The 22,434-nt window shown below is 31.7% G+C and carries 22 protein-coding genes and 1 tRNA gene; 6 read left to right on the top strand and 17 right to left on the bottom strand.

Annotated elements, in window-relative coordinates; translation table 11 throughout:
* Positions 1 to 26: 26 nt before the first annotated feature.
* The 12 genes from KSU54_RS01850 to KSU54_RS01795 are packed head-to-tail and all read right to left on the bottom strand — an operon-like array spanning position 27 to position 9,566.
* A complete protein-coding gene (locus KSU54_RS01850) occupies positions 27 to 749 on the bottom strand; it encodes an ABC transporter permease (protein ID WP_003536601.1) in 723 nt (240 codons plus the stop codon).
* Positions 746 to 1,639, bottom strand: a complete 894-nt coding sequence (locus tag KSU54_RS01845; protein ID WP_117791875.1) for a hypothetical protein — start codon at positions 1,637 to 1,639, stop codon at positions 746 to 748. Before KSU54_RS01845 ends, KSU54_RS01850 begins: the two co-directional genes overlap by 4 nt.
* A gap of 20 nt (positions 1,640 to 1,659) precedes the next feature.
* Complete coding sequence (locus KSU54_RS01840; RefSeq protein ID WP_003536603.1) at positions 1,660 to 3,408, bottom strand: NADH-dependent [FeFe] hydrogenase, group A6; 1,749 nt, start codon at positions 3,406 to 3,408, stop codon at positions 1,660 to 1,662.
* A gap of 9 nt (positions 3,409 to 3,417) precedes the next feature.
* Entirely contained in the window at positions 3,418 to 5,217 is a 1,800-nt protein-coding gene (locus KSU54_RS01835; protein ID WP_003536604.1) for an NADH-quinone oxidoreductase subunit NuoF, read from the bottom strand.
* An 11-nt stretch (positions 5,218 to 5,228) separates the two neighbouring features.
* On the bottom strand, positions 5,229 to 5,597 hold the full coding sequence (locus KSU54_RS01830; protein ID WP_003536605.1) for a (2Fe-2S) ferredoxin domain-containing protein: 369 nt from the start codon (positions 5,595 to 5,597) through the stop codon (positions 5,229 to 5,231).
* Positions 5,594 to 6,127, bottom strand: coding sequence for an ATP-binding protein (locus KSU54_RS01825; RefSeq protein WP_008791439.1), 534 nt, complete (start codon positions 6,125 to 6,127; stop codon positions 5,594 to 5,596). The genes KSU54_RS01830 and KSU54_RS01825 overlap by 4 nt, the downstream gene beginning before the upstream one ends.
* Positions 6,127 to 6,831 carry a PHP domain-containing protein gene (locus tag KSU54_RS01820; RefSeq protein WP_003536607.1) on the bottom strand — a complete coding sequence of 235 codons (705 nt, stop codon included), beginning with the start codon at positions 6,829 to 6,831 and terminating at the stop codon, positions 6,127 to 6,129. Before KSU54_RS01820 ends, KSU54_RS01825 begins: the two co-directional genes overlap by 1 nt.
* A 1-nt stretch (position 6,832) precedes the next feature.
* Entirely contained in the window at positions 6,833 to 7,159 is a 327-nt protein-coding gene (locus KSU54_RS01815; protein WP_003536608.1) for a hypothetical protein, read from the bottom strand.
* Between the two features lie 4 nt (positions 7,160 to 7,163).
* Positions 7,164 to 8,327: a [Fe-Fe] hydrogenase large subunit C-terminal domain-containing protein gene (locus tag KSU54_RS01810; protein ID WP_003536609.1), complete on the bottom strand. Its 1,164-nt coding sequence runs from the start codon at positions 8,325 to 8,327 to the stop codon at positions 7,164 to 7,166.
* Positions 8,327 to 8,731 (bottom strand): ATP-binding protein, encoded by a 405-nt coding sequence (locus tag KSU54_RS01805; RefSeq protein WP_003536610.1) that lies wholly within the window; start codon positions 8,729 to 8,731, stop codon positions 8,327 to 8,329. Before KSU54_RS01805 ends, KSU54_RS01810 begins: the two co-directional genes overlap by 1 nt.
* The gene (locus KSU54_RS01800; protein ID WP_003536611.1) at positions 8,728 to 9,081 is read right to left on the bottom strand and encodes a hypothetical protein; all 354 of its coding nucleotides are present in this window, start codon (positions 9,079 to 9,081) and stop codon (positions 8,728 to 8,730) included. Before KSU54_RS01800 ends, KSU54_RS01805 begins: the two co-directional genes overlap by 4 nt.
* The gene (locus tag KSU54_RS01795) at positions 9,075 to 9,566 is read right to left on the bottom strand and encodes an NADH-quinone oxidoreductase subunit NuoE family protein (RefSeq protein WP_008791440.1); all 492 of its coding nucleotides are present in this window, start codon (positions 9,564 to 9,566) and stop codon (positions 9,075 to 9,077) included. Before KSU54_RS01795 ends, KSU54_RS01800 begins: the two co-directional genes overlap by 7 nt.
* A 197-nt stretch (positions 9,567 to 9,763) precedes the next feature.
* On the opposite strand from KSU54_RS01795, the gene KSU54_RS01790 reads away from it, so the two are divergent.
* The 3 genes from KSU54_RS01790 (at position 9,764) to KSU54_RS01780 (ending at position 12,714) form a co-directional block, all read left to right on the top strand.
* Positions 9,764 to 10,693, top strand: coding sequence for a LysR family transcriptional regulator (locus KSU54_RS01790; RefSeq protein ID WP_117791876.1), 930 nt, complete (start codon positions 9,764 to 9,766; stop codon positions 10,691 to 10,693).
* 89 nt (positions 10,694 to 10,782) lie between these two features.
* Entirely contained in the window at positions 10,783 to 12,000 is a 1,218-nt protein-coding gene (locus tag KSU54_RS01785; protein ID WP_117791877.1) for an iron-containing alcohol dehydrogenase, read from the top strand.
* Positions 12,001 to 12,177: 177 nt separating this feature from the next.
* Positions 12,178 to 12,714, top strand: a complete 537-nt coding sequence (locus KSU54_RS01780) for a histidine phosphatase family protein (protein ID WP_008791442.1) — start codon at positions 12,178 to 12,180, stop codon at positions 12,712 to 12,714.
* On the opposite strand, the gene KSU54_RS01775 is transcribed toward KSU54_RS01780, so the two are convergent.
* On the bottom strand, positions 12,699 to 13,310 hold the full coding sequence (locus KSU54_RS01775; RefSeq protein ID WP_003536616.1) for a Crp/Fnr family transcriptional regulator: 612 nt from the start codon (positions 13,308 to 13,310) through the stop codon (positions 12,699 to 12,701). The two genes, KSU54_RS01780 and KSU54_RS01775, sit on opposite strands and share 16 nt — an antisense overlap.
* A gap of 85 nt (positions 13,311 to 13,395) precedes the next feature.
* Between KSU54_RS01775 and KSU54_RS01770 the strand changes: the two genes are divergently transcribed.
* On the top strand, positions 13,396 to 14,244 hold the full coding sequence (locus tag KSU54_RS01770) for a YitT family protein (protein WP_003536617.1): 849 nt from the start codon (positions 13,396 to 13,398) through the stop codon (positions 14,242 to 14,244).
* On the opposite strand, the gene KSU54_RS01765 is transcribed toward KSU54_RS01770, so the two are convergent.
* Positions 14,227 to 14,634, bottom strand: coding sequence for an NUDIX hydrolase (locus KSU54_RS01765; protein ID WP_008791444.1), 408 nt, complete (start codon positions 14,632 to 14,634; stop codon positions 14,227 to 14,229). The genes KSU54_RS01770 and KSU54_RS01765 overlap by 18 nt on opposite strands.
* Positions 14,635 to 14,747: 113 nt before the next feature.
* Between KSU54_RS01765 and KSU54_RS01760 the strand changes: the two genes are divergently transcribed.
* Positions 14,748 to 15,572 (top strand): undecaprenyl-diphosphate phosphatase, encoded by an 825-nt coding sequence (locus KSU54_RS01760; protein WP_008791445.1) that lies wholly within the window; start codon positions 14,748 to 14,750, stop codon positions 15,570 to 15,572.
* Between the two features lie 133 nt (positions 15,573 to 15,705).
* Here the strand turns inward: KSU54_RS01760 and KSU54_RS01755 are convergent, their stop codons facing one another.
* The 3 genes from KSU54_RS01755 to KSU54_RS01745 form a co-directional block, all read right to left on the bottom strand.
* Positions 15,706 to 16,179 (bottom strand): pyridoxamine 5'-phosphate oxidase family protein, encoded by a 474-nt coding sequence (locus KSU54_RS01755; RefSeq protein ID WP_003536622.1) that lies wholly within the window; start codon positions 16,177 to 16,179, stop codon positions 15,706 to 15,708.
* Between the two features lie 149 nt (positions 16,180 to 16,328).
* Positions 16,329 to 16,403: transfer RNA gene (locus tag KSU54_RS01750), tRNA-Arg, on the bottom strand.
* Between the two features lie 50 nt (positions 16,404 to 16,453).
* Positions 16,454 to 17,014 (bottom strand): hypothetical protein, encoded by a 561-nt coding sequence (locus KSU54_RS01745; protein WP_009300140.1) that lies wholly within the window; start codon positions 17,012 to 17,014, stop codon positions 16,454 to 16,456.
* Positions 17,015 to 17,135: 121 nt separating this feature from the next.
* Between KSU54_RS01745 and KSU54_RS01740 the strand changes: the two genes are divergently transcribed.
* Positions 17,136 to 22,433 (top strand): EAL domain-containing protein, encoded by a 5,298-nt coding sequence (locus KSU54_RS01740; RefSeq protein ID WP_117791878.1) that lies wholly within the window; start codon positions 17,136 to 17,138, stop codon positions 22,431 to 22,433.
* The last annotated feature ends 1 nt before the right edge of the window (position 22,434 follow it).

The raw sequence follows: 22,434 nt of genomic DNA, 5'->3' as shown, positions 1-22,434 counted from the left end.
TAGTTATGGCAAATCGCTTGACTTCTTTACTTTTTATCTTTATTAATTATTTTATTAGTAAAATATGTAATTAACATAATAATAATAACCATCCAGATGGTCCAGGCAAAAATACTGACCATATCAATTTGTGCTCTAGCAAAATACAACTGTTTACCAATTCCTTGATTTGAGGAAACAAAAATTTCAGCCATCACACCGACCTTTAAACTTTGTGGTAGAGCTGTTTCAACGGCTGAGACGATATACCCTTTGATTAAAGGGAGATAAACATGAATTAGATTAAATTTAAATGGATGGTGATAGAGAATCGTAACATCATTTAAATCGTTACTTATGTTTTTAATACCGTTAACAGCATTATTATAAAATACTGGCAAAATCATCAATAAAACAATGATGATCAATGCAGTCAGACTTTTAAACCATACCAATAAAATTAAAATATAGGCAATTTGAGGGATAGTTTGTAAGAATGAGAAAATTGGAGCTAAGTATTCATTAACACTTTTAAACAAGCCACTAAAAACGCCTAAGATGGTCCCAACTATTAAAGCTAAAAAGAAACTTAAAGCAACACGTGATAAAGTTGCTCCAATTGCGATATAGAAGGATTGACTAGTTGCTAGGTTGAACATTTGGTTAAAGACTACAAGTGGTAAAGGCAAGATTACTGCTTTATCAATTGATAAAGCAAAACCTTGCCATAAACCAATAATTAATATTAAAGTAATTATTTTACGTCTCATGAACTTAACATATTTTTATTATAATCAATGTTAAATAATTTTAAGAAGTCTTTAATTTGCTCAGAACATTCACTAGCTTTTTTATAATGGACATTTTGACGATCGATAGATTTAACTGTAATTTCAACACTTGGCAAACTCAATGTCTCGATACCAATTTTTTCTAGATAGTCTTTTAATCCATTGTAATCATTATTAGTGAACTGATCGATTGCTTCAAATAGTTCATCATAGCTGTTATTTTCTTTAACAAAGATAGCGGCCTGAGGATAACCATCTTTACCGTATTCTTTTTGTAAATCAGCAATAATTGAAAGTTCAATTCCTGCTTGTTTAGCTTTAGCAATCGTTGCACTTGCAAGTGGTTCAGCTAACATTCCAACTTGAATGTTGCCCGATAATAATTGTTGTTGTACTAATGTTGCTGATTGATAGTACTTAGGAGTCAATGAAGTATTAATTTTTACAGTATCAACGATTTTTTGAGGAACTGCACCTTCACCGAATAAACCCAGTTCGCCAGTCTGATTTAATGCTTCGTTACTAGTTCCAATATAGTATAAATTACCCCAGGTAATAACCCCTTGAATACGATAATCGGTTTGTTCGCTAGCAATCAATTTAGCACCTAAATTAATTGGGGCAACAATAATATCGTAATCACTGCTATTTTTTGATAATTCAGCAACAAGCTGATCGCTACCATCAACAAAATCTATTTTTCCTTTTTTACTGATATTTTCATACTCACTGACAAAGGCAAGTGACGGAGCTCCCGCAGGACATAGTATTTTAACTGTATTGGATTTATCTTTAGTTTCTGTATTTGAACACCCAATCATCGTGAATATCATCATTAAACATAATAAATATTTAATTATTTTCTTCATATATTCCCCCCTAACGATAATTATTTAAACCGTTCTTTTCTTGTATAATGTGTGTGTAATAAATGATGTGCTTTTTCGCTGTTTGGTTCACCTAAGAAATCAGCATATAATTTTTGAATTTGTGAATTCTTATGGGATTTTCTAACAGGTAATGCTAAGTCTTCATCATACAACGCTTTAGCACGAGCTTGTTTCCAGTCAAAACCGCTATTACGAGTTAAAGCATTAACATATGATTGACCACCACCGTTAACACATCCGCCAGGACATCCCATGATTTCAATGAAATGATATTTAGATGTACCGTTTTTAATTTCTTCGAGTAAAGGTTTAGCTAGAACCATACTATGGGCAACTGCAACATTTACTGTCATATCACCAATTTTTAAACTAGCTTCTTTGACTCCTTCTTCACCACGAACTGCATGATAGTCTAAATTAGTTAAGTCTTCTTTTGTTAAAACATCAGTTACAGTTCTTAAGGCAGCTTCCATTACACCACCACTGGCACCAAAGATAACTCCGGCACCTGTGTATTCACCGAACATGTCTTGATCAAAATCTTCGTCTTTTAAATCACGGAAATTAATCCCAAACATTTTAATTAATTTACCTAACTCTCTAGTTGTTAATACCGCATCAACATCTTTTAAACCATCAGTTAAGTTTTCTTCACGTTCTTTTTCACCTTTTTTAGCAACACAAGGCATAATAGAAACAACATAGATATCTTTTGGATCAAGGTTATTTTCTTTTGCATAATAAGATTTAATCATTGAACCTAGCATCATATGTGGTGATTTACAACTTGATAAATGATCTAATAATTCAGGATATTCGTGTTCAATATAGTTTACCCATCCAGGACTACAAGATGTAATCATTGGTAAAACTCCATCATTGCTGATACGATGGATAAACTCGTATCCTTCTTCCATTATGGTCAAATCTGCACCAAAATTTGTGTCATATACTCTATCAAAGCCCATTAATTTTAAGGCATGGACCATTTTACCAGTTACTCTAGTTCCTATTGGCATTCCAAATTCTTCGCCTAAACTGGCTCTAACTGCTGGTGCAGTTTGCACTACAACATGTTTACTGTCGTCATTTAAAGCCGCAATAACATTATGGACTTCTTCTTTTTCTTGTAACGCTCCAACTGGACAAACATTGATACATTGTCCACATTGCATACAGTTGACATCATTCATACTCTTATCATAAACTGGACCAACTTTAGTTTTGAAACCACGATTCATAAAGCCTAGGATTCCTAAACCTTGGGTTTTAGCACATGTTTCAACGCAGCGGCCGCAAAGGACACACTTTGAAGTATTACGAACGATTCCAGGCGAAACTTCATCAAAGGTAGGAGCTGTTTTTTCGCCAGCAAAAGCATCTTCGCGGACTCCTAATTCTTGACAAAGTCGTTGTAATTCGCAGTTTGTATTACGGATACAAGATAGACAATCTTTAGAGTGGTTAGAAACAATTAATTCTACGACTCGACGTCTTGCATCTAAAGCTCGTTGAGAATTAGTTTTAACTACTAGTCCTTCTCTAACAGGATAAACACAGGCAGCGCATAATGTTTTTGCACCTTCGATTTCAACTTGGCAAACACGGCAAGCACCTGTTCCTGTAACATCTTTTAAATAACATAAAGTAGGGATATGGATTCCGTTATTTTTGGCTGCTTCCAAGACTGTTTGGCCTTCATATGCCTCTACCTCACGGTTGTTGATAGTCATTTTTATTTTCGACATTCCTTACACCTACTTTCTTTCAATTACATTAAAGTGGCATGCTTTAATACATTGACCACATTTAATACATTTTTCTTGATCGATAACATATGGAACTTTTCCAAGTTCACCACTGATTGCTCCAACTGGACATTGTTTAGCACAAAGACCACACTTACGACATTTATCTTCATCGATTTCATATTGTAATAATTCTTTACATACCCCAGCAGGACATTTTTTATCAACGATATGTGCAATATATTCGTCTCTAAATTGATGGATCGTAGAAAGTACAGGGTTAGGAGCAGTTTGACCTAAGCCGCATAGAGCAGTATCTTGAATTGTTGAAGCTAGTAATTCAAGTTCATCTAAAGTTTCCATTGTTCCTTTACCGTCACAAATTTGTTCAAGCAATTCTAGCATTCGTTTGGTTCCTACACGGCAAGGAGTGCATTTACCACATGATTCATCAACAATAAAATCCATATAGAAGCGGGCTACATCGACCATACAGTTGTCTTCGTCGAGAACGATCATTCCACCTGATCCCATCATTGAGCCAAGTTTTACTAATTCATCAAAACCAATTGGTGTATCTAGTTGTTCTTCAGTCAAACAGCCACCTGATGGACCACCTGTTTGAACTGCTTTAAAGCGTTTGTGATTTGGGCAGCCACCACCAATTTCATAAATTACTTCACGTAAAGTAGTTCCCATTGGAACTTCAACTAATCCAGTATTAACAATTTTTCCTCCAAGGGCAAATACTTTTGTACCAGGTGATGTTTCAGTACCAATGCTCCTAAACCATTCAGCACCATGTTGAATAATTTGAGCAATATTGGCATATGTTTCAACGTTGTTAATAATAGTTGGTTTTCCCCAGACCCCTTTATGGGCAGGAAATGGTGGTTTCGGATTAGGCATTCCCCGTTCACCTTCAATTGATTGAATCAAAGCTGTTTCTTCACCACAAACGAAGGCTCCAGCTCCTAAACGTAGTTCTAAATCAAAATCAAAACCACTCTCAAAAATATTTTTACCGATTAGTCCTAGCTCACGTGCTTGCTCTAAAGCTGTATTTAAACGTTCTACGGCAATAGGATATTCAGCTCGAATATAAATATATCCATGGTTAGCACCAATTGCATAAGCGGCAATAGCCATTGCTTCAATAACACTGTGGGGATTTCCCTCAAGAATTGAACGATCCATAAATGCTCCAGGATCACCTTCATCAGCGTTACAAATAACATATTTTTCTTTACCGGGTTCATTTAAAGCAAATTGCCATTTAACTCCAGCAGGGAATCCACCACCTCCACGGCCGCGTAATCCACTAGCTTTAATTACATCTACGACTTCTTGTGGAGTCATTTCGCTAACTACTTTAGCTAAGGCAAAGTAGCCATCTTTCCCGATATATTCATTAATGTTTTCTGGGTCAATTACACCACAATTATGAAGGGCGATTCTTTTTTGTTTATTATAGAATTTAGTATCATTTATATCATGAATCTCTTTTGTTTCTTCATCAGATTCATTTAACATTAAACGATGAACTGGACGACCTTTATAGAAGTGTTCCATAACGATTTCTTTAACATCAGAAACCTGAACAGTTTTATAAATGATATTATCTGGATAGATAGAAATATTTGGACCAACTCCACATAATCCTAAACAACCAGTTCTTAAAACTTCAACTTCTTTTTCAAGCCCAAGAGCTTTGATTTCTTTTTCGAATTCCGTGATTAGCTCACCTGAATTACCGATTGTACAACCAGTTCCAGCACAAACTAACACTTGGGTTCTTTTTGTTGGCATCTTACAACCTCCTATTTCTTATAATGTCCGACAGTATACTCGTCGATTATTTCATCATGTTTTAAGTGTTTTTCAGCAATTTCTTTAGCTTTAGCAGGGTTTACTAATACATATGTTGTTTTATTGTCATCGCGATCAAACACTTCTACGATTGGTTCTAGAGTGCACATTCCAATACATCCAGTTTGTAATACTGTTGCAGGTAATTTTTCTTGGGCAACAGTTTCTACTAAAGTGTTTAAAACAGGACGCGCTCCTGCTGCAATCCCGCAAGTTGCCATTCCTACGACAACCCGATATTTTTGTTGTTCATCTGTTCGCATTGACATGTTGCTTTGAGCAGCATCACGAAGTTTTTTTAAATCTTCTAAGGATTTCATAGTTGCAATCCCTCCTTTATATATTCTTTTAACCAGACAATTATCTCTGGTTGATTAATTGGAACACCCTCAAGAATTTTTTTAATTTCTTGAGTGTCTAAAATAAATTCTAATTTATCACTTGTATATTTAAATAAATAATTAATTTTTTCATCAGCTTGAATCAAAGTAATAATTGTTTCAACAATATTTCCCATTGGTGGCGTATCCAAATGATTTTTAATAAATTCACCAGTTACATGAGTACCTTTTCCAACTTCGGATTCGATTTTAAAGGTTCCTCCAGTAGCTTCAATGTTTTCCTTAAACATTGGGACTCCAAGACCGACTTTTCTAGTGGTTCTTGTTGTATAGAATGGATCAATAACATTTTTTACAGTTGTTTTGTCCATCCCAATGCCATTATCAATAATTTGGATATTAATAATATTTAATTTACTGCTATCGTGAATAATGATCTTGATCAAATTAGCCTGAGCTTTTATTGAGTTATAAGCAATATCGAGAATATTCATTGCGATTTCCTGCATTATATTTTCCTCCACAGTTGATAAAAATCATCTTTATTAATTTGATTGACTGGTTCATTGATAGCTTCTAAATTATGAGCATCGCTGTTATAAAAGACATGTTCACAACGCACAGAAGGGCATCTTTTTTTTAGTTCTTTTAATTCCCTTAAATTACCAACTTCAATACCATCATAAGCTAAATCATCGGGAATTCCTTGATATATCTCATAGATTCCAAATTTTTTAGCTAATACATGAGCTAAAACAGCTATTCCATTAAAAGAATGGATTGTCTCAATGATTTGATATATATCTAGATCAAGGGAACTGATCAATAAATTGTCTTCATGATCGATAATTTCATCATTGACATTAAAGATATATTGATTGCCATAATAATCGGGATTATTTGGAACTTTTATTAAATAACTGTCGATCCATGCTTGAATCGGTTTTAAATCGGTGTCTTTTAAAAAGTAGGCGAGAATATGAATCTCTTCTTTACTCTGTAATTCAACACCATGGATATAATCAATCTTGCCTTTTAAGATTTCATGATTGATGATTTCTTCTAAGTAGTTTTGTTGTTTTAAAGAATTATGATCAGTAATTGCAATTAATTCCAGACCTTTAATATAAGACATATTAAAAATGTTATTGATTGTCATAGTATCATCGCCACAAGGAGAGAGAGCTGAATGAATATGCAGATCGTAATACATTTTAAAGACCTAAAGAAATTAATTGTTTACAAAGATGATAAGCATCAAGCTGACTAATAAATAACGGAATTTCTAATTCGTCAGCTTTAGCGATGGTATCTCCATCCGGAAAACTATTTTGGACAAAGATAATTCCAGCAAAATCATTTAATTCAGCTACTGCTACAACATTTAAATGTTTTTGGACAGTCAACCATAAAGCACCTTCCTTACCATTTGCCATAACAAAACTTAACAAATCTCCAATATATACATTTTCAACAATATTAGTCAAAGGTGCTTTGTTTATTTGTTTGATTTCTAGTTGAAGTATTTCTTTGATATTCATACCATCACCTTCTTTTTACTCGACATAATGAATCATCAACCTCACCACTAGCAATTCGTGAAGCTAGACCGCGACAATTTGCGAATCCACAGCTGCCACAATCATATTGAGGTAAAGTTTCTAAAATAGCATTTACTTTATTAAACCAAGCTAAGCGTTCTTTGAAATTCTTTTCATTACCACTTGTTATTTCATGTGCTTTGATATAATCTTTTTTATCTAACGAAGCTAAATTACCATTACAATCATCGATCATGCTTTCAATATTAAAGCAGCCTTCAAAAGGATTAGACCATAAATAATAGCCGCCGATACATCCTTGGAAACAAGCAAATAATGCCATTAAATCTACATGTTTTAGTTGATCAAATTCAATTAAATCCAAGGCTTTTCTAATTTGTGATAATCCTTCAACACTGATTGCTGAAAGTCTTTTATCTCCATAAAGATCACCAACAATACTTTTTACTCCATATTCATTGATTTCAAGTTCTTCTTGTGAATCATTTTTAAATTGATTTATCCGTGGAAACATTTGTGAAACACTTAAGGCATAATCGATATTTGAATCTTCATTACCAAAAGGTTGTTTAGCAAGTGTTAATTTTCCAACACACTCACATAAAGAATAGATAGCAATATCTTTCTGTGCGTATTTTTGCCGTAATTTTTTAGCAGCAATCTCAACAGGATAATCATATGGTAGTAAATGATCGATCAAAGTAGGGTAATCATTAATAATCAGTTTATTAATTGTCGGGCAAAATGATGTTAACATTACTTCTTCACCATTTTTACTATCTTTTAAACCCTGTTTATATAAAAGTCCTTCAATATCACTATATTGAACTACTTCATCAAATCCAAACTCCTTGATTGCATGAGCAATATTTTTTATCTCATCATATGTTTTTAAATCAGATAAGATTGCAGTAGGAATCAATGCAATATTGTAATCATGTTTTTTTAAGGTGCTTTCAAGATCGATATTTTTAATTCTTAATACTTTCTGGTCACATGCCTGAATACAAATGTCGCAATTAATACACTTATCTTCATCGATAATTACTTGTTCATTGACAATTGAAATGGCATCCATAGGACATGATTTAACACATTTAATGCAGTTTTTACAACCACTGCCTAAATAACTAATAACTTGCTTCATTAAAATGTCATCTTGATGTGGGTTCCCTCATTTGAAGAAGTAATTTCAAAGGTAGAAGCCACACTTTTCATGTTGTAAAGACCCATTCCGGCACCAAAACCTAATTCCCGTGCTTTGGGTGAGGCCGTTGAATAACCGGGTGTTTGAGCAAGGTTTAAATCTTCAATCCCAGGACCAATGTCATCAAAAGCTAAATGAACAATACCGTCATCATCAATTTCAAAAGTAACTGTTCCTCCATCGGAATGAATTGCAATATTGATCTCAGCTTCATAGCAAGCAATCGCTACTGCTTTTAGAATTTTTCGGTCAATTCCTAGGGCTTTTAGAGTCCTTTTGATATCACTTGATGCTTTCCCGGCATCTTGATAATTATCTTTTTCTACTTGATAAGTTTTAATCATCGTCGCATTCCTGCCTCGTATAGCTTGCCGCAAGCTTCAAACATTGTTTCATCAGTTTGGAAGAGATTAATATGAAGATTTTTAGCCATATCAACAATTGTCATGTCTAGTGGCTTTCCTCTAACAAATAAAATTGTATCAATATCTAAAACTTCTGCTGTCCTTAAAGATTGTACGTTGGCTAGACCAGTAATAAATAATACTTCTTCGGTTTCGTTTTTCAATAATGCTAGAGCATCTGACATTAAATCAGAAGAGAAGCCCTTTTTATAGTCTTTTTGATAGATTGCTTGATCATCAATATATATTTCCTTCGCTTTTAGTATATCGACAATCTCTTTAACTAACATGGGGCTTCTTCTTTCAAATAATCTAAGACAAGCATTTTTAAATCTTCTAATTGTTTAGTACATCCAAAAACAATTCCGTCAACACTGACAACTGGCGCAAGACCACAGGCACCAACGCAGCGTGTTGCATCAATTGAAAATAGTCCATCAGGACTAGTAGAATTTACTTCGCATCCCGTCATTTCACAAAGTAAGTCTAGAATAGTTTGGGAACCATTGACATAACAAGCTGTTCCTAAACATACGGCGATAACATGTTTACCTTTAGGTTCAGTTGTAAATTGAGAATAGAAAGTGACTACACCGTATACTTTAGATACTGGAACACCAATTGTTTCAGAAATTTTTTCCATTGCTTCAAAAGGAATATAGCCTAATTCGTTTTGAATCTCGTGAAGCATAAGTTTCATTGGACCTTTTTCATCTTTGTGCTTAGCAACGATTTCGTCAATTTTATCCAAATATTCTTGTTTCAACTTTTTCATTTTTACACCTCTTTCTTTTTTATCATTTGATTTAATTATAACATAAGTTGAAAGCGCTTTAAATACAATTAAGTCAAAAGTACCATATATTTGTAAGTTATAGCGATAGATAAAAAAATATATATTTGATAAATATGTTAGAATATAAACACAATTTATCTTTTCTATGTTAAAATAATCACTAAGGAGATATTGGGATGAATCTATTACATTTAAAATACGTGATTGAAGTTGCAAAAGCCGGCTCAATTAGTAAAGCTGCCAGCAATTTATATATGAATCAGCCGCATTTAAGTAAAACAATTAAAGATCTGGAAGAAAATATGCAGATAATTATTTTTGAACGAACTTCAAAAGGAGTTATTCCAACAAAAAAAGGTGCTGAATTTATTGAACGAGCTAAAAGTATCATTATGCAGGTAGAAGAGATGGAAGCCATGTATCAAGGATATGATGATAAGTCTGTTCATTTAGATATATGTGTACCGCGGGCTAGTTATGTCGCTAATGCGTTTACTAATTATTTATCGATGATTAATTTTCATGATAAAAATATTAAGGTTAATTATCGCGAAACGAATTCTTTTGATACAATCAAGGATGTTTATGAAGGAGAAGCAAATATTGGAATAATTCGCTTTCCTATTGATGAAGAGAGTTATTTTCTCCATTTATTAGAAACAAAGGAACTAAATTTTGAAAAACTATATCAATTTAATTATCAATTATTATTTTCAAATGAAAATCCGTTATCATTTAAAGAGATTATTTATCTATCTGATCTAGAAACCCAAATAGAAATTACACATGGGGATACAGCTTTACCATCATTACCGATCGTAGCAACCAATCGTAATGATGAAACACGTCATAGTAAAAAAGAAATTTCGGTATATGAACGGGCTAGTCAATTTGAGTTATTAAATCATCTACCTCATACTTTTATGTGGGTGTCACCGATTCCTCAAGAAGTTTTAAGACGTTTTAATTTAGTTACTAAGGAGTGTCAAGAAAATAAAATGAGTTATCAAGATCTGTTGATTACGAGAAAAGGATATCGTTTGTCGAAAGAAGATGAGGGCTTTATTAGAGCAATCAAGCGTAGTATTAAAGAAATTAATATCTAGGTATACATAAAAAGGGATAGGGCTATTCCTTTTTTGTCTCTTCATAACTAAATATGTAAGCGCTATAATTTGGTTATGGAGGTGGTCTGATGCAAAGATTTACATTACCTAGAGATTTGTATCACGGAAAAGGTTCGTTAGAAGCTTTAAAATCTTTAGAAGGAAAAAAAGCGATTATTTGTGTCGGTGGCGGAAGTATGAAAAGAAATGGTTTTCTTGATCGTGCTATCGCTTATTTAGAAGAAGCTGGAATGCAAGTAAAACTATTTGAAGGGATTGAACCTGATCCATCTGTGGAAACAGTGATGAAAGGTGCTGCAGTCATGGAAGAGTTCCAACCTGATTGGATCGTAGCTATGGGTGGTGGTTCACCAATCGATGCTGCTAAAGCAATGTGGATTAAGTATGAATATCCGGAAATTACATTTGAAGAAATGTGTAAAGTTTTTGGTATTCCTAAACTAAGAAAAAAAGCACATTTTTGTGCAATTCCATCAACTAGTGGAACTGCTACAGAAGTAACAGCATTCTCAATCATTACAGATTATGAAAAAGGAATTAAATATCCAATTGCTGATTTTGAAATTACACCAGATGTAGCAATTGTTGATCCTGATTTAGCTGAAACAATGCCAATTAAGCTAGTTGCGCATACCGGTATGGATGCGATGACGCATGCGATTGAGGCATATGTTTCAACTGCGAATTGTAATTACACTGATCCATTAGCGATTCATGCCATTGAAATGATTCAAGCTAATTTAGTTAAATCATACAATGGAGATATGGGTGCTCGTGACGATATGCATGATGCCCAATGTTTAGCAGGACAAGCATTCTCTAATGCGCTATTAGGAATCGTGCATTCAATGGCACATAAAACTGGTGCAGCTTTTGTTGATCAAGGTGGTCACATTATTCACGGGGCAGCAAATGCAATGTACTTGCCAAAAGTTATTGCCTTTAATGCAAAAGATGAAACAGCTAAAAAACGTTATGGTGTAATTGCTGATTATATGCATTTAGGTGGAAATAGTGATGATGAAAAAGTAGCTTTATTAATTGCATACTTACGCAAAATGAATGATGAATTAAATATTCCACATTCAATCAATCATTATGGAGCTGATGGATTACCGGCAGATACTGGTTTTGTTAGAGAAGATGTATTCTTGGCACGAGTTGATAATATTGCAGCACTAGCAATTGAAGATGCTTGTACAGGTTCTAATCCAAGAATTCCAACTCAAGAAGAAATGGTTGAGTTGTTAAAAGCTTGCTATTATGACAGCGAAGTAGATTTTTAAAAAATAAAAACTTTTTAGCGATTTAGACAAGGAAGCAAGGGCCTTGTCTTTTCTTTTGTTTTATCAAAAGAATATACTATAATTAGTTGAATAAAGAGACTTATTTGTAGTAGAATAACCGTTAGTTAAGAAAAAATCATTGTGAGTACAGTGATAAAAGTAAAGCAGGTGAATGAAATGAGTCTTTATGTAACGAGACACGGACAGACAAATTATAATGTTAATAATTTAGTTTGCGGAATTAGTCCAGCCGCTTTGACAACAGATGGAATTGAACAAGCCAAAGAATTGGGTCGACAATTAAAATCAATTAAATATGATTTTTTATATGTATCACCGTTACAACGTGCTATTGATACTGCTGACTATGCTAATGTAGAAGGTTTAGAAGTGATTATTGAACCGAGAATCAGTGAAATTAATTTTGGTATCTATGAGGGGGTACATCGTGATGATCCTGGTTTTATTGCTAATAAACATAATTTAGCAATACGGTATCCTAATGGTGAATCGTTTATTGAATTATGCAAGCGGGTCTATGAATTTCTTGATGAAATCAAAGAACAGGCAACCAAAAGTAATGTTTTATTAGTGTGTCATGGTGCTGTTTGTCGGGCAATTAATACGTATTTTAATGAGATGAGCAACGATGATATTTTTTATTATCAAACGGAAAATTGCCAATTGCTTAAATATGATTATTTATCTAGATAATTGCTTAACTCATCATGGTCAACAATAATGATTTTACGATAGGCTAGGTCGATCCAGCCCTTTTGATAAAAATCATTGAGAATTTTAGTAACAGTAACGCGATTAAGTCCTGTTAAAGAGGCTATTTCTTCATGTGTGTATGAGATAGTCTTTTTCTTTTGTTCTAATAAAAAAGCAGCAATTTTTTCATGGCGGTTATAAAAATATGCTTTTTTTACTTGGTTAGTAAGATGATCATTAGTTGAAGATAAGAGCTGCATGATTGCTATAGTTAGTTCTTTTGATTCTAAAATGGCAGGATACAAATTTTCAAGATTACAAGAGATCAATTCAACTTCATCAATAGCACTAACACAAACTGGTCTTGAAGTGTTTAATAAAAATGAAGATTCGCCAAAGATTCTTCCTTTATCGATGATATCTAAAGTGATTTCTTGTCCGTCTTTTGAAATTAAATAAACACGAACACGTCCTTTTAAAATCAAATAAAGATTGTTGCTTGAATCTTCTTGCATATAGATAATATCGTTGGGCTGATATTTGATCAATGTACCTGTATTTTTAAAGTAATTAAAGAGATTTTCTGCTATTTTCATATTTTTTCCACCTTTTTTCTTAATTGTAGCATATGTTACATTCTTTGGTAAATAATTATGCTATCTTATACCCCGAGGTGATAATATGAAAGGAAAATTATTAAGAATCGGAACTATTATATTAGGAAATGTTTTTGTAGCTTTTGCGGTAAGTACTCTGGTTTTAGAAAATCAATTAATTTCTGGAGGAGTAACTGGTCTAGGAATCGTTACTAATCATTATACTGGGATAAATATTTCACTTATCGTAGGAATCATTAATGTTTTATTATTTTTATTAGGATTATTTTTTATTGGTAAAAAATTTGCTTTATCTACACTTATATCAACATTTGCTTTTCCTGTTTTGCTAGAATTTTTCAATACCAATGCAATTTTCCATAATTATTGTCAAGATACTTTATTAGCAGTCGTTTTAGCAGGCTGCTTAGTTGGAATTGGGGTAGGATTAATGATCCGTTCAGATGCATCATCTGGAGGTATGGATATTATTGCGATTATCTTGAATAGAAAATTAGGAATTCCAGTATTCATTATGGTTAACGTATTTGATTTTATTATCTTATGTATGCAAGCAACCTTCAGTAATCCAACTAAAATCTTATACAGTATTGTTCTTGTTTTTGTAACATCATTTATGTTGAATAAAACTTTAACAAAAGGTTCTAAGATGGTTCAATTAGTAGTAATTAGCGACTGCCATGAAATGATCAAAAAAATGATTATTGAAGAAGCGGATGCTGGGGTAACTTCTTTATATAGTCAAAAAGGTTTTAATGAGACTGACACTAAAACCTTATTAACAATTATTCCACCGGTTAAATTAACCAAAATCAAAGAACAGATTAAATTAATTGATCCTGTTGCATTTATGGTAGTAGCAACGGTTGATGAAGTTAGTGGCCGAGGATATACATTAGAACGGCATCATTAGTGATATTTCTTTGAGAATATGGTAAATATTACCATTTCCTGCAAAACGATTAAGATCTTTAAAATCATCAGTTAGCTTGATCCAGGCTAACTGATTTTCTTCACCGTGAATATCAACATTGGTTGAAAGGGTACCAATATATGTTTCTAGAAGAGTATCATCAAGGTAATAGGTAAAATCCATAAAATGGATCAGTTCAATATCTGTTTTAGATATATTAGTTTCCTCGGCTAATTCACGATATGCTGCCTGAAGATGATCTTCATTTGGCTCGATTTTTCCTCCGACAAAATTATAAAGTCCTTTAAAAGGAGCTTTTTTTCTTTTACACATTAATACTTTTGATTTATTTTGATTAAATACGACAATTATGTTTACATTTCTTTTCATTTCATTTTTCCTCTGCGTATATTCTATCATATTAATAAAATCTTAAGAATATATTTAATGTAATTTAGTTAAGATAGTGCTATAATGCACTAGTATAATTGGTGGAGGAGAGTATGGAAATTATTGAATTAATTAAAGTTATTATTTTAGGAATTGTTGAAGGTATTACTGAATGGCTACCAATTAGTAGTACTGGACATATGATTCTAGTTGATGAATTTATTAAATTAAATGTTAGTGCTGATTTTTTAGAAATGTTTCTAGTTGTAATTCAGCTAGGAGCAATTTTGGCAGTAGTTGTACTTTATTGGAAAAAGTTGATACCTTTTGATTATAAAAATAGATGGAGAATAAAGAAGGATACTTTTTCAATGTGGTTTAAAATTATTTTTGCATGCCTTCCAGCAGCTGTAGTAGGTCTTTTGTTTGATGATCAATTAAATGAGTTGTTTTACAATCCTTTGACAGTTGCAATTGCATTGATTGTTTTTGGGGTTCTGTTTATTTTCATTGAAAACTACAACAAAGGTAAAGAAACAAAAATCAATTCATTAAGTGAAATTACTTATAATACAGCCTTGATCATTGGAATCTTTCAATTGATTGCTGCGGTATTTCCTGGTACATCACGCTCAGGAGCAACGATCGTTGGGGCTTTATTGATTGGAGTTAGTCGAACTGTTGCAGCAGAATTCACTTTCTTTTTAGCAATTCCAGTAATGTTTGGAGCCAGTTTATTGAAATTAGTTAAATTTGGTTTTGCTTTTACAACAGCAGAATTGTTATTATTAGTGATTGGAATGCTAGTAGCTTTTGTGGTCAGTATGTTAACGATCAAATTTTTAATGAGCTATATTAAAAAACATGATTTCAAAGCATTTGGCTGGTATCGAATCATTTTAGGAATTATTGTTTTAATATATTTTATGGTATTTTAAAAGCTGAAGGATTGTAGCTATGTTACAACTTTTCAGTTTTTTTATAGGTGAAAATTTATTATCAAGCAAAGTAAAAGAGTATAAGTTTACTATTTTAACTTATACTTTTTGAATTCTATATTTTTCTATTATTTTAATGTATATTATTTCTTCTTTTTCCAACCATGTCTATTACTGTCATTTTTAATACAGTTGTAACCCTCATCATATCGGTATTAAATTTAAAATCTTCGGCATGATATTGTCGCATTAGAATCTTTAATGATTCATATTTATTCTCGTCGGGAACAGTTTCAATAACACCATGACCAATAACACTTTCATATCCCATTGTGCAGCTCATTCTTTCTTCATAAAGAATAAAATTGTGATCACAATCCATTTCAAATGTTACACGGTTATCTTTCGCAATCAAGTCTAATTTTTTTCCTTCCATGGCACAATGAAAATATAAATATACTTCTTTTCCCTGGATATCCAATCCAAAGTTGAGTGGAACAATATAGGGAAAATCTTTATCATTTAAGGCAATTCTACAAACATCACATTTTTTAATAATGTTAATGATTTCATTAAAATCTGTAATCTCTCTATCTTTTCTTCTCATAATATTCTCCTTATCAAAATCATATTTGTCTGTTTAATTTTATGTTATAGTATGATATTTATTGAATGGGTCTTTTTTCTAGATTTGAAAATATATTTATTATTTTGGATAAAATAAAAACCGCTCTAGAAAGCGGTTTATAGACTTCATGGCATCCTCAGTAGGAATCGAACCTACAACTTAACCTCCGGAGGGTTACGTGATATCCATTTCACTATGAGGACAGTACTTGATGATTATATCATCATTACTCTAAAAAATAAATATTAAAAAACTATTTTTCTGAAATAATTTGACTAGCACTGAAGAATAACTGACTAGGTAAGTATAAAATCCAAATCAAAATTCTAAATACAGCAGGGACCGGTAGATTGATATTAGTAAGTGCAACAAAAAAATCACAACATAATAAAAGAAAAATTGCTATAAATAAATAATATTGATGTTTTGATTGATAACGTGATTTAAAACTGTAATAAAGATTGTGTAAACTTAGTAATGCATAATTTGACGCTAAAGCAATAAGAGGATTAACAGGCCATAAGAGTATTGCGACAAAAGGAAAAAAAGTATATTGATCTAAAAGCTTCATATAGTTGCTTTGAACAATGATAAAGCATAGTACTCCAGCAAGCTGATTATTAGTGAAAAGTAAAAAGTAGTCAGCAATGCAGGTGAATAGACTTGCTAGAAGAGCTGTTTTATTTACAGATTTAACGAGTAGGTAAAGAAAATTATTAAAAATAGTTAGATATTTAATCAAGCAGCTATCTATATTATTGAAATCAAGATAAACAAAAATAAAACCTAAAAAAAGATTAAATAGATAAAACATATTTTATCACCAGTTGAATTATTAACTAATGATGATGAATTTAACAGAATTTCTCTACTAATTACTTAGAATATGGTAAAATATCCTAAATGTTATAAAGAGAAAGTAGGTGTAATTATGTATGGTAAGTCTTAGTGCTAAAGCAGTATGTATCATTGATTGTCATAATAAACTAGTCTACATGAATGATTTTTATCAAAATTTATTTAATGAAGAAAAAATTGGTTATAAAACAAAACTAGGGGATGCTGTAATAAATGAGATAAATAAAGTATCTTATCATACAATTCAAAAGACAGATTTTAAAGTTATCAAAGAGGACTTTATAATCAATGATCAAGCCAGCTATATTTATACACTTGAAAGAGTAAATATTAATTCTGTAAGTCCTGTATTAGAATCAGCATTATATGATGAATTAGTAGAAATTAATCTTACAAGAGATACTTATAATATTTTATTTTATCGTAAAGATAAATATATTATTCCAGCATTATCAGGTAGTTTTAGTAAGCGAATCAGAGAAATCGCTCAGAAAATTATTCATCCACATGATCAAAATGATTTTTTGCAGTTATTTAATAAAATGAAAAATAATCATGGGGATTTTAAGCCAGTTATGGGAAGGTTTAGGAGACTTTTAAATAATGGTGAATACAGTTGGATCAATGGTATTTTGATTGCAATAAGTAAAGGACAATTTAGTGATACTGTTTACATGTGCCTTTTTCAAGATGGGGGATTAACTCCGATAAATGTTGAAAGTACAAACTATAAGGAATATGATCAAACAACCGGTTTATTAAATGAGCATAGTTTTTTGAAAGCGGCAAGATTTTTATTAGAAGAAGGAGGTAATGATAACTATTGTTTGATTGCGATAGATATTGAGCATTTTAAATTATTTAATGACTGGTATGGTCGTCAAATGGGAAATAAAATATTAGGGCAAATTGGCCTAGAATTACAAAAGATACAAAATGAATTTAAAACAGTAGCAGGATATTTTGGTGGTGATGATTTTGTTGTCATTATGCCAAATGAACGACCATTGATTGATAAATTATTGACTGATTTAATCGCCCATATAAAAGTAGTAACTGTTAATCCAGGTTTCTTTCCAAAATTTGGAATTTATATTGTAATTGATGGTGAATACGTTGCAGCAATGTATGATCGGGCTTTAATCGCTTTAAGTTCAATAAAAGAAAATTATACAAAACAAATTGCTTACTATGACAGCAATATAAGACAAGATTTTGAATATAGCCAAAGTATTTTAATGGATACCCAACAAGCCCTTTATAACCATGAATTTATGGTATATTTCCAACCAAAATGTAATATGTTGAATGGAAAAATTGTAGGTGTTGAAGCATTAGTGCGATGGAATCATCCAACCAAGGGAATAATTTCACCAGGGGATTTTGTTTTTATTTTAGAAAAAAATGGATTTATTGTAAATTTGGATTTATTTGTCTGGCAAGAAACTTGCCGTTTGTTGAGTAATTGGCTTGATCAAGGAAATCAAGGTGTACCAGTATCCGTTAATGTTTCTAGAACAGATATTTATGCAATTGATGTAGTAAAAACATTTAAAGAACTCGTAGCTGAATATAAACTACCTGTAAATTTAATTGAAATTGAGATTACTGAGAGCTCATATGCGAGTGATTATGAAATTATTTCAAAAGTGGTAGATGATTTTAGACTAGCTGGATTTACTGTACTAATGGATGATTTTGGAAGTGGTTATTCTTCATTGAATATGCTTAAAGATGTAAATGTTGATATTTTAAAAATTGATATGAAATTTCTCGAATTACGTGAAGACAGTATTGGGCGTGGGATTGGAATTTTAGAGGCAATTGTAAAAATGGCTAAATTGATGGGTTTACGAGTAATCGCAGAAGGTGTGGAGACAAAACAGCAAATTGATTTGTTGAATGAATTAGGCTGTATCTATGGTCAAGGATATTATTTTTATCCTCCTTTATCAGTTCAGGAATTTGAAGCTATTATCAGTAATTCTGACCTTGTTGATTATCGAGGGATAATGTTAAAGCAGGTTGATCAAGTTAGATTACAAGATATTTTTATTAATGATATATCAAGTGAAGCAATGTTAAATAATATTTTAGGCGGGATTGCTTTTTATCAAGTTTCAGAGGATAAAATATCGATAATTAAAGTAAATGATATTTTTTATCATATTACTAAAATTAATCCAGCGGATTTTGAAAATATTCGAGATAGAATAATTGAATTTGTACATCCGGATGATCAAAATGAATTTATTAGTTTATTTGATCAAGCTTATCAAAACCCAATAAGTGGTAGTGAAGCTACGATTCGTTATTATTCATTAAAAGGAAAAGTTTCATGGATAAGTTTAAGAGTTTTTTTCTTACGAAAACAAGATAAAAGTCTGATTTTTTATGGTGCTATGAACGATGTTACAAAAAATAATTTGCAAGAACAAGAGCTTAAAGCATCAAAACAAACAATCAATCAATTGTTAGGTTTTCCTGAAGATACGGCTGTAGAAGATTATTTAAATTATCAAGATAGTCAAACAGCAGTTTCGATGTTTTCAAAAGTAGTTCCTGCGGGAATTTTAGGATGTTATCGTACCAAGGAATTGCCGATTTATTTTATTAATCGGGAAATGTTGAGTCTACTTAACCTTACTACAATGGAAGAGTTTAATCTTTTTTGTAAAGGGCAAATTATTAACATTATTCATCCTGAAGATCATCAAACAGTATATGCAGCCATTGGATTAGAAGAAGATGAAGGATTTGAATATACCGTTCGATATCGAATTATGAAAAAAGATCAGACTTGGCTTTGGGTTCAAGAAAAAGGGCGAATCGTTAAAGCTAAAGACGGACTATTAGCTTATATCTGCGCGATTGTAGATATTAATGAAACAATGTCATCAAAAATCGAGTTAGAAAAAATTAATCAACAGTTAATAAAACAAAAACAACAACTTTCATTTTTAAATGAATGTACGTTAGGTGGATATTTTCATTGTAAAAACAACAGCCAATTAGAATTTGACTATCTTAGTGAAAGTTTTTTAAATATTGTTGGTTTTAGCCAAGTGGAAATTATTACTAGCTATAACAATCAATTAGTACAATTGATTCATCCTGATGATCGTCATAAGATTACTGATAAATTAACAAGTAAGAGTACATCGATTAATTTGATGTATCGAATTAATAGTAGTACAGGATATATGTGGGTAACTAATCAATTAGAACTTGTTGCTCATCAAGGAAACCTGATTTGGCGTGGAATCGTTATTAATATAACCGAACGTGTAGAACTAAAAAATCATCTGGAGGCAGTAGTAAATAATTCGCCTGGAGATATTTTTATGATGACACCTAATCATATTGAATTTTTTAGCAGTAATTTATCAACATCGTTAGGTTATTGTAAAGAAGAATATTGTCAGCTGACAAAGCGGAGCTATGATTTAATTGATAAACGTGATATTGATTACGTTAATGAAGCATTTGAGGCAGCCTATAGGGAAAAAAGACCATTAGATGTTATCTATCGTGTTCAACATAAAAATGGGAGTATTGCTTATATTCAAATGATTGCAAGTTATTATGAAGACAAGGCTGGAAGACCATATTTTTATGGTGACTTTATTAATATTACCGAGGTAGTAAATGCACGAAAAAATAATCAGTTAGTTATTGATAATACTATGACCGTAGTCTTTTTAATTCGTTTGAGAGATGCTCCTCCAAATTTTGAAAATCCAGAAATAAATATGATTTCAATCGGTATTTTAGAAAAATATGGATATACAAAACAATCATGTATCGAAGCAATGAAAAAAGGTGGAAACTGCGGATTGATCAATAAAAATGATTATGCAGCAATTAAAGATGACTATATCAAAGCGGTAGATAATAAAGAAGATTACAATGCGATTTATCGATTTGAATTGGAACAAACAACATTGTGGATGGATTCCAAAACAAAATATTTAAATACTGAAAATGGTTATCGAACATATTTGTGTGTATTAAATGATGTAACATCAATGAAACAAAAAGAAGAGGAGATTTGGCTGTCATCACAAATTCTTGATCGCGTTATAAAAATGGCAAATCTAAATATTTGGCAGTATGATTATCAAACAAAGCAGCTGATTTTAATGAATTTAGAGAGAGATAGTTTTATTTATCAAATATTAGATCTTCCAAGGAATGAAGATATTATTATTGATAATTATTTAAATAAAATCAATAATATTGAAGTAATGAATGAACAAACTAAAGAAAAAATAAGGGAACAGCTGATTGCTCAAACAGTACAGAATAAATTTAGTTATGAATTACCGCTTACGCTTAATAGTAAAATTATTTGGATCAAAGTAGTCGGAGAAACTATTTATGATTACGGTGACCGTCCTTTGAAATTAGTAGGTTATTTTAAAGATGTTACTCTTGAGAAATCATCATTTCAAAAATATTTAGAAAATGCTAAAACATTAGAAGCATTACAAGAAAAATCTTTTTATGAGTTGTCAATTAATTTAAGTCAAAATCGAATTATTAATACTAATATACAGGAGGATGATTTAAGTTTTATAAACAGCAGTTATAGCAGCTATATCAATAGCATAACTGAAAAGATTATTCAAAAAGAATATCAGGATAAAGTTAAAGAAGTCTTAGGATTAGAGGCAATTCTCACTCGCTATCAACAAGGTACTACAACTAATTCTGTGGTGTATAAACGATATGTTGATGGTGAGTATTATTGGATGGAGGCAACTTATCATATTTTTGATCTGCAGGAAAATAAAGATATTTTTTGCTATTTATATGTCATTGATATTGATAAACAAAAACGGCAAGAATTGGCTTTGAAAAATAAAGCAGAACATGATGGTTTGACAGGATTATATAATCGGTCTAAAGCTATTAATGAAATCAATCAGATTTTGCTTAGTAACGAAATGACGTGCGGAGCATTATTGATGCTGGATATGAATGATTTTAAAGAAATTAATGATAATTACGGTCATGCTATTGGTGATAAAATAATTACTAAAACTGCTAAACGATTAAAAGAGATGTTTAGAAATGATGATATCTTGTGTCGACTCGGAGGCGATGAATTTATGATTCTATGTCGCAATATCGATGAAATATCAATCCGAATGAAATTAGAAGATGTCACAAGACAAATGAAAATACCATATTTGATTGAGGAGTACCAAATTATGGCTCCATTATCGATTGGGTTTGTGATGATCCCTTTGTATGGTACGACATTCAATAATCTTTATAAGAAGGCCGATATTGCTTTATACAAAGCTAAGCAGGATGGTTTGGCTAGTTATCGGATGTATCATGATGATATGAATAAAAAAGCTCTTTAGT

It is taken from the genome of Erysipelatoclostridium sp. MSK.23.31 (genome assembly GCF_019125875.1).
GTDB lineage: Bacteria > Bacillota_I > Bacilli_A > Erysipelotrichales > Coprobacillaceae > Thomasclavelia > Thomasclavelia ramosa.
The sequence above is the reverse complement of the archived record's forward strand: the minus strand, read 5'-3'. Positions and strand labels throughout refer to the sequence as shown.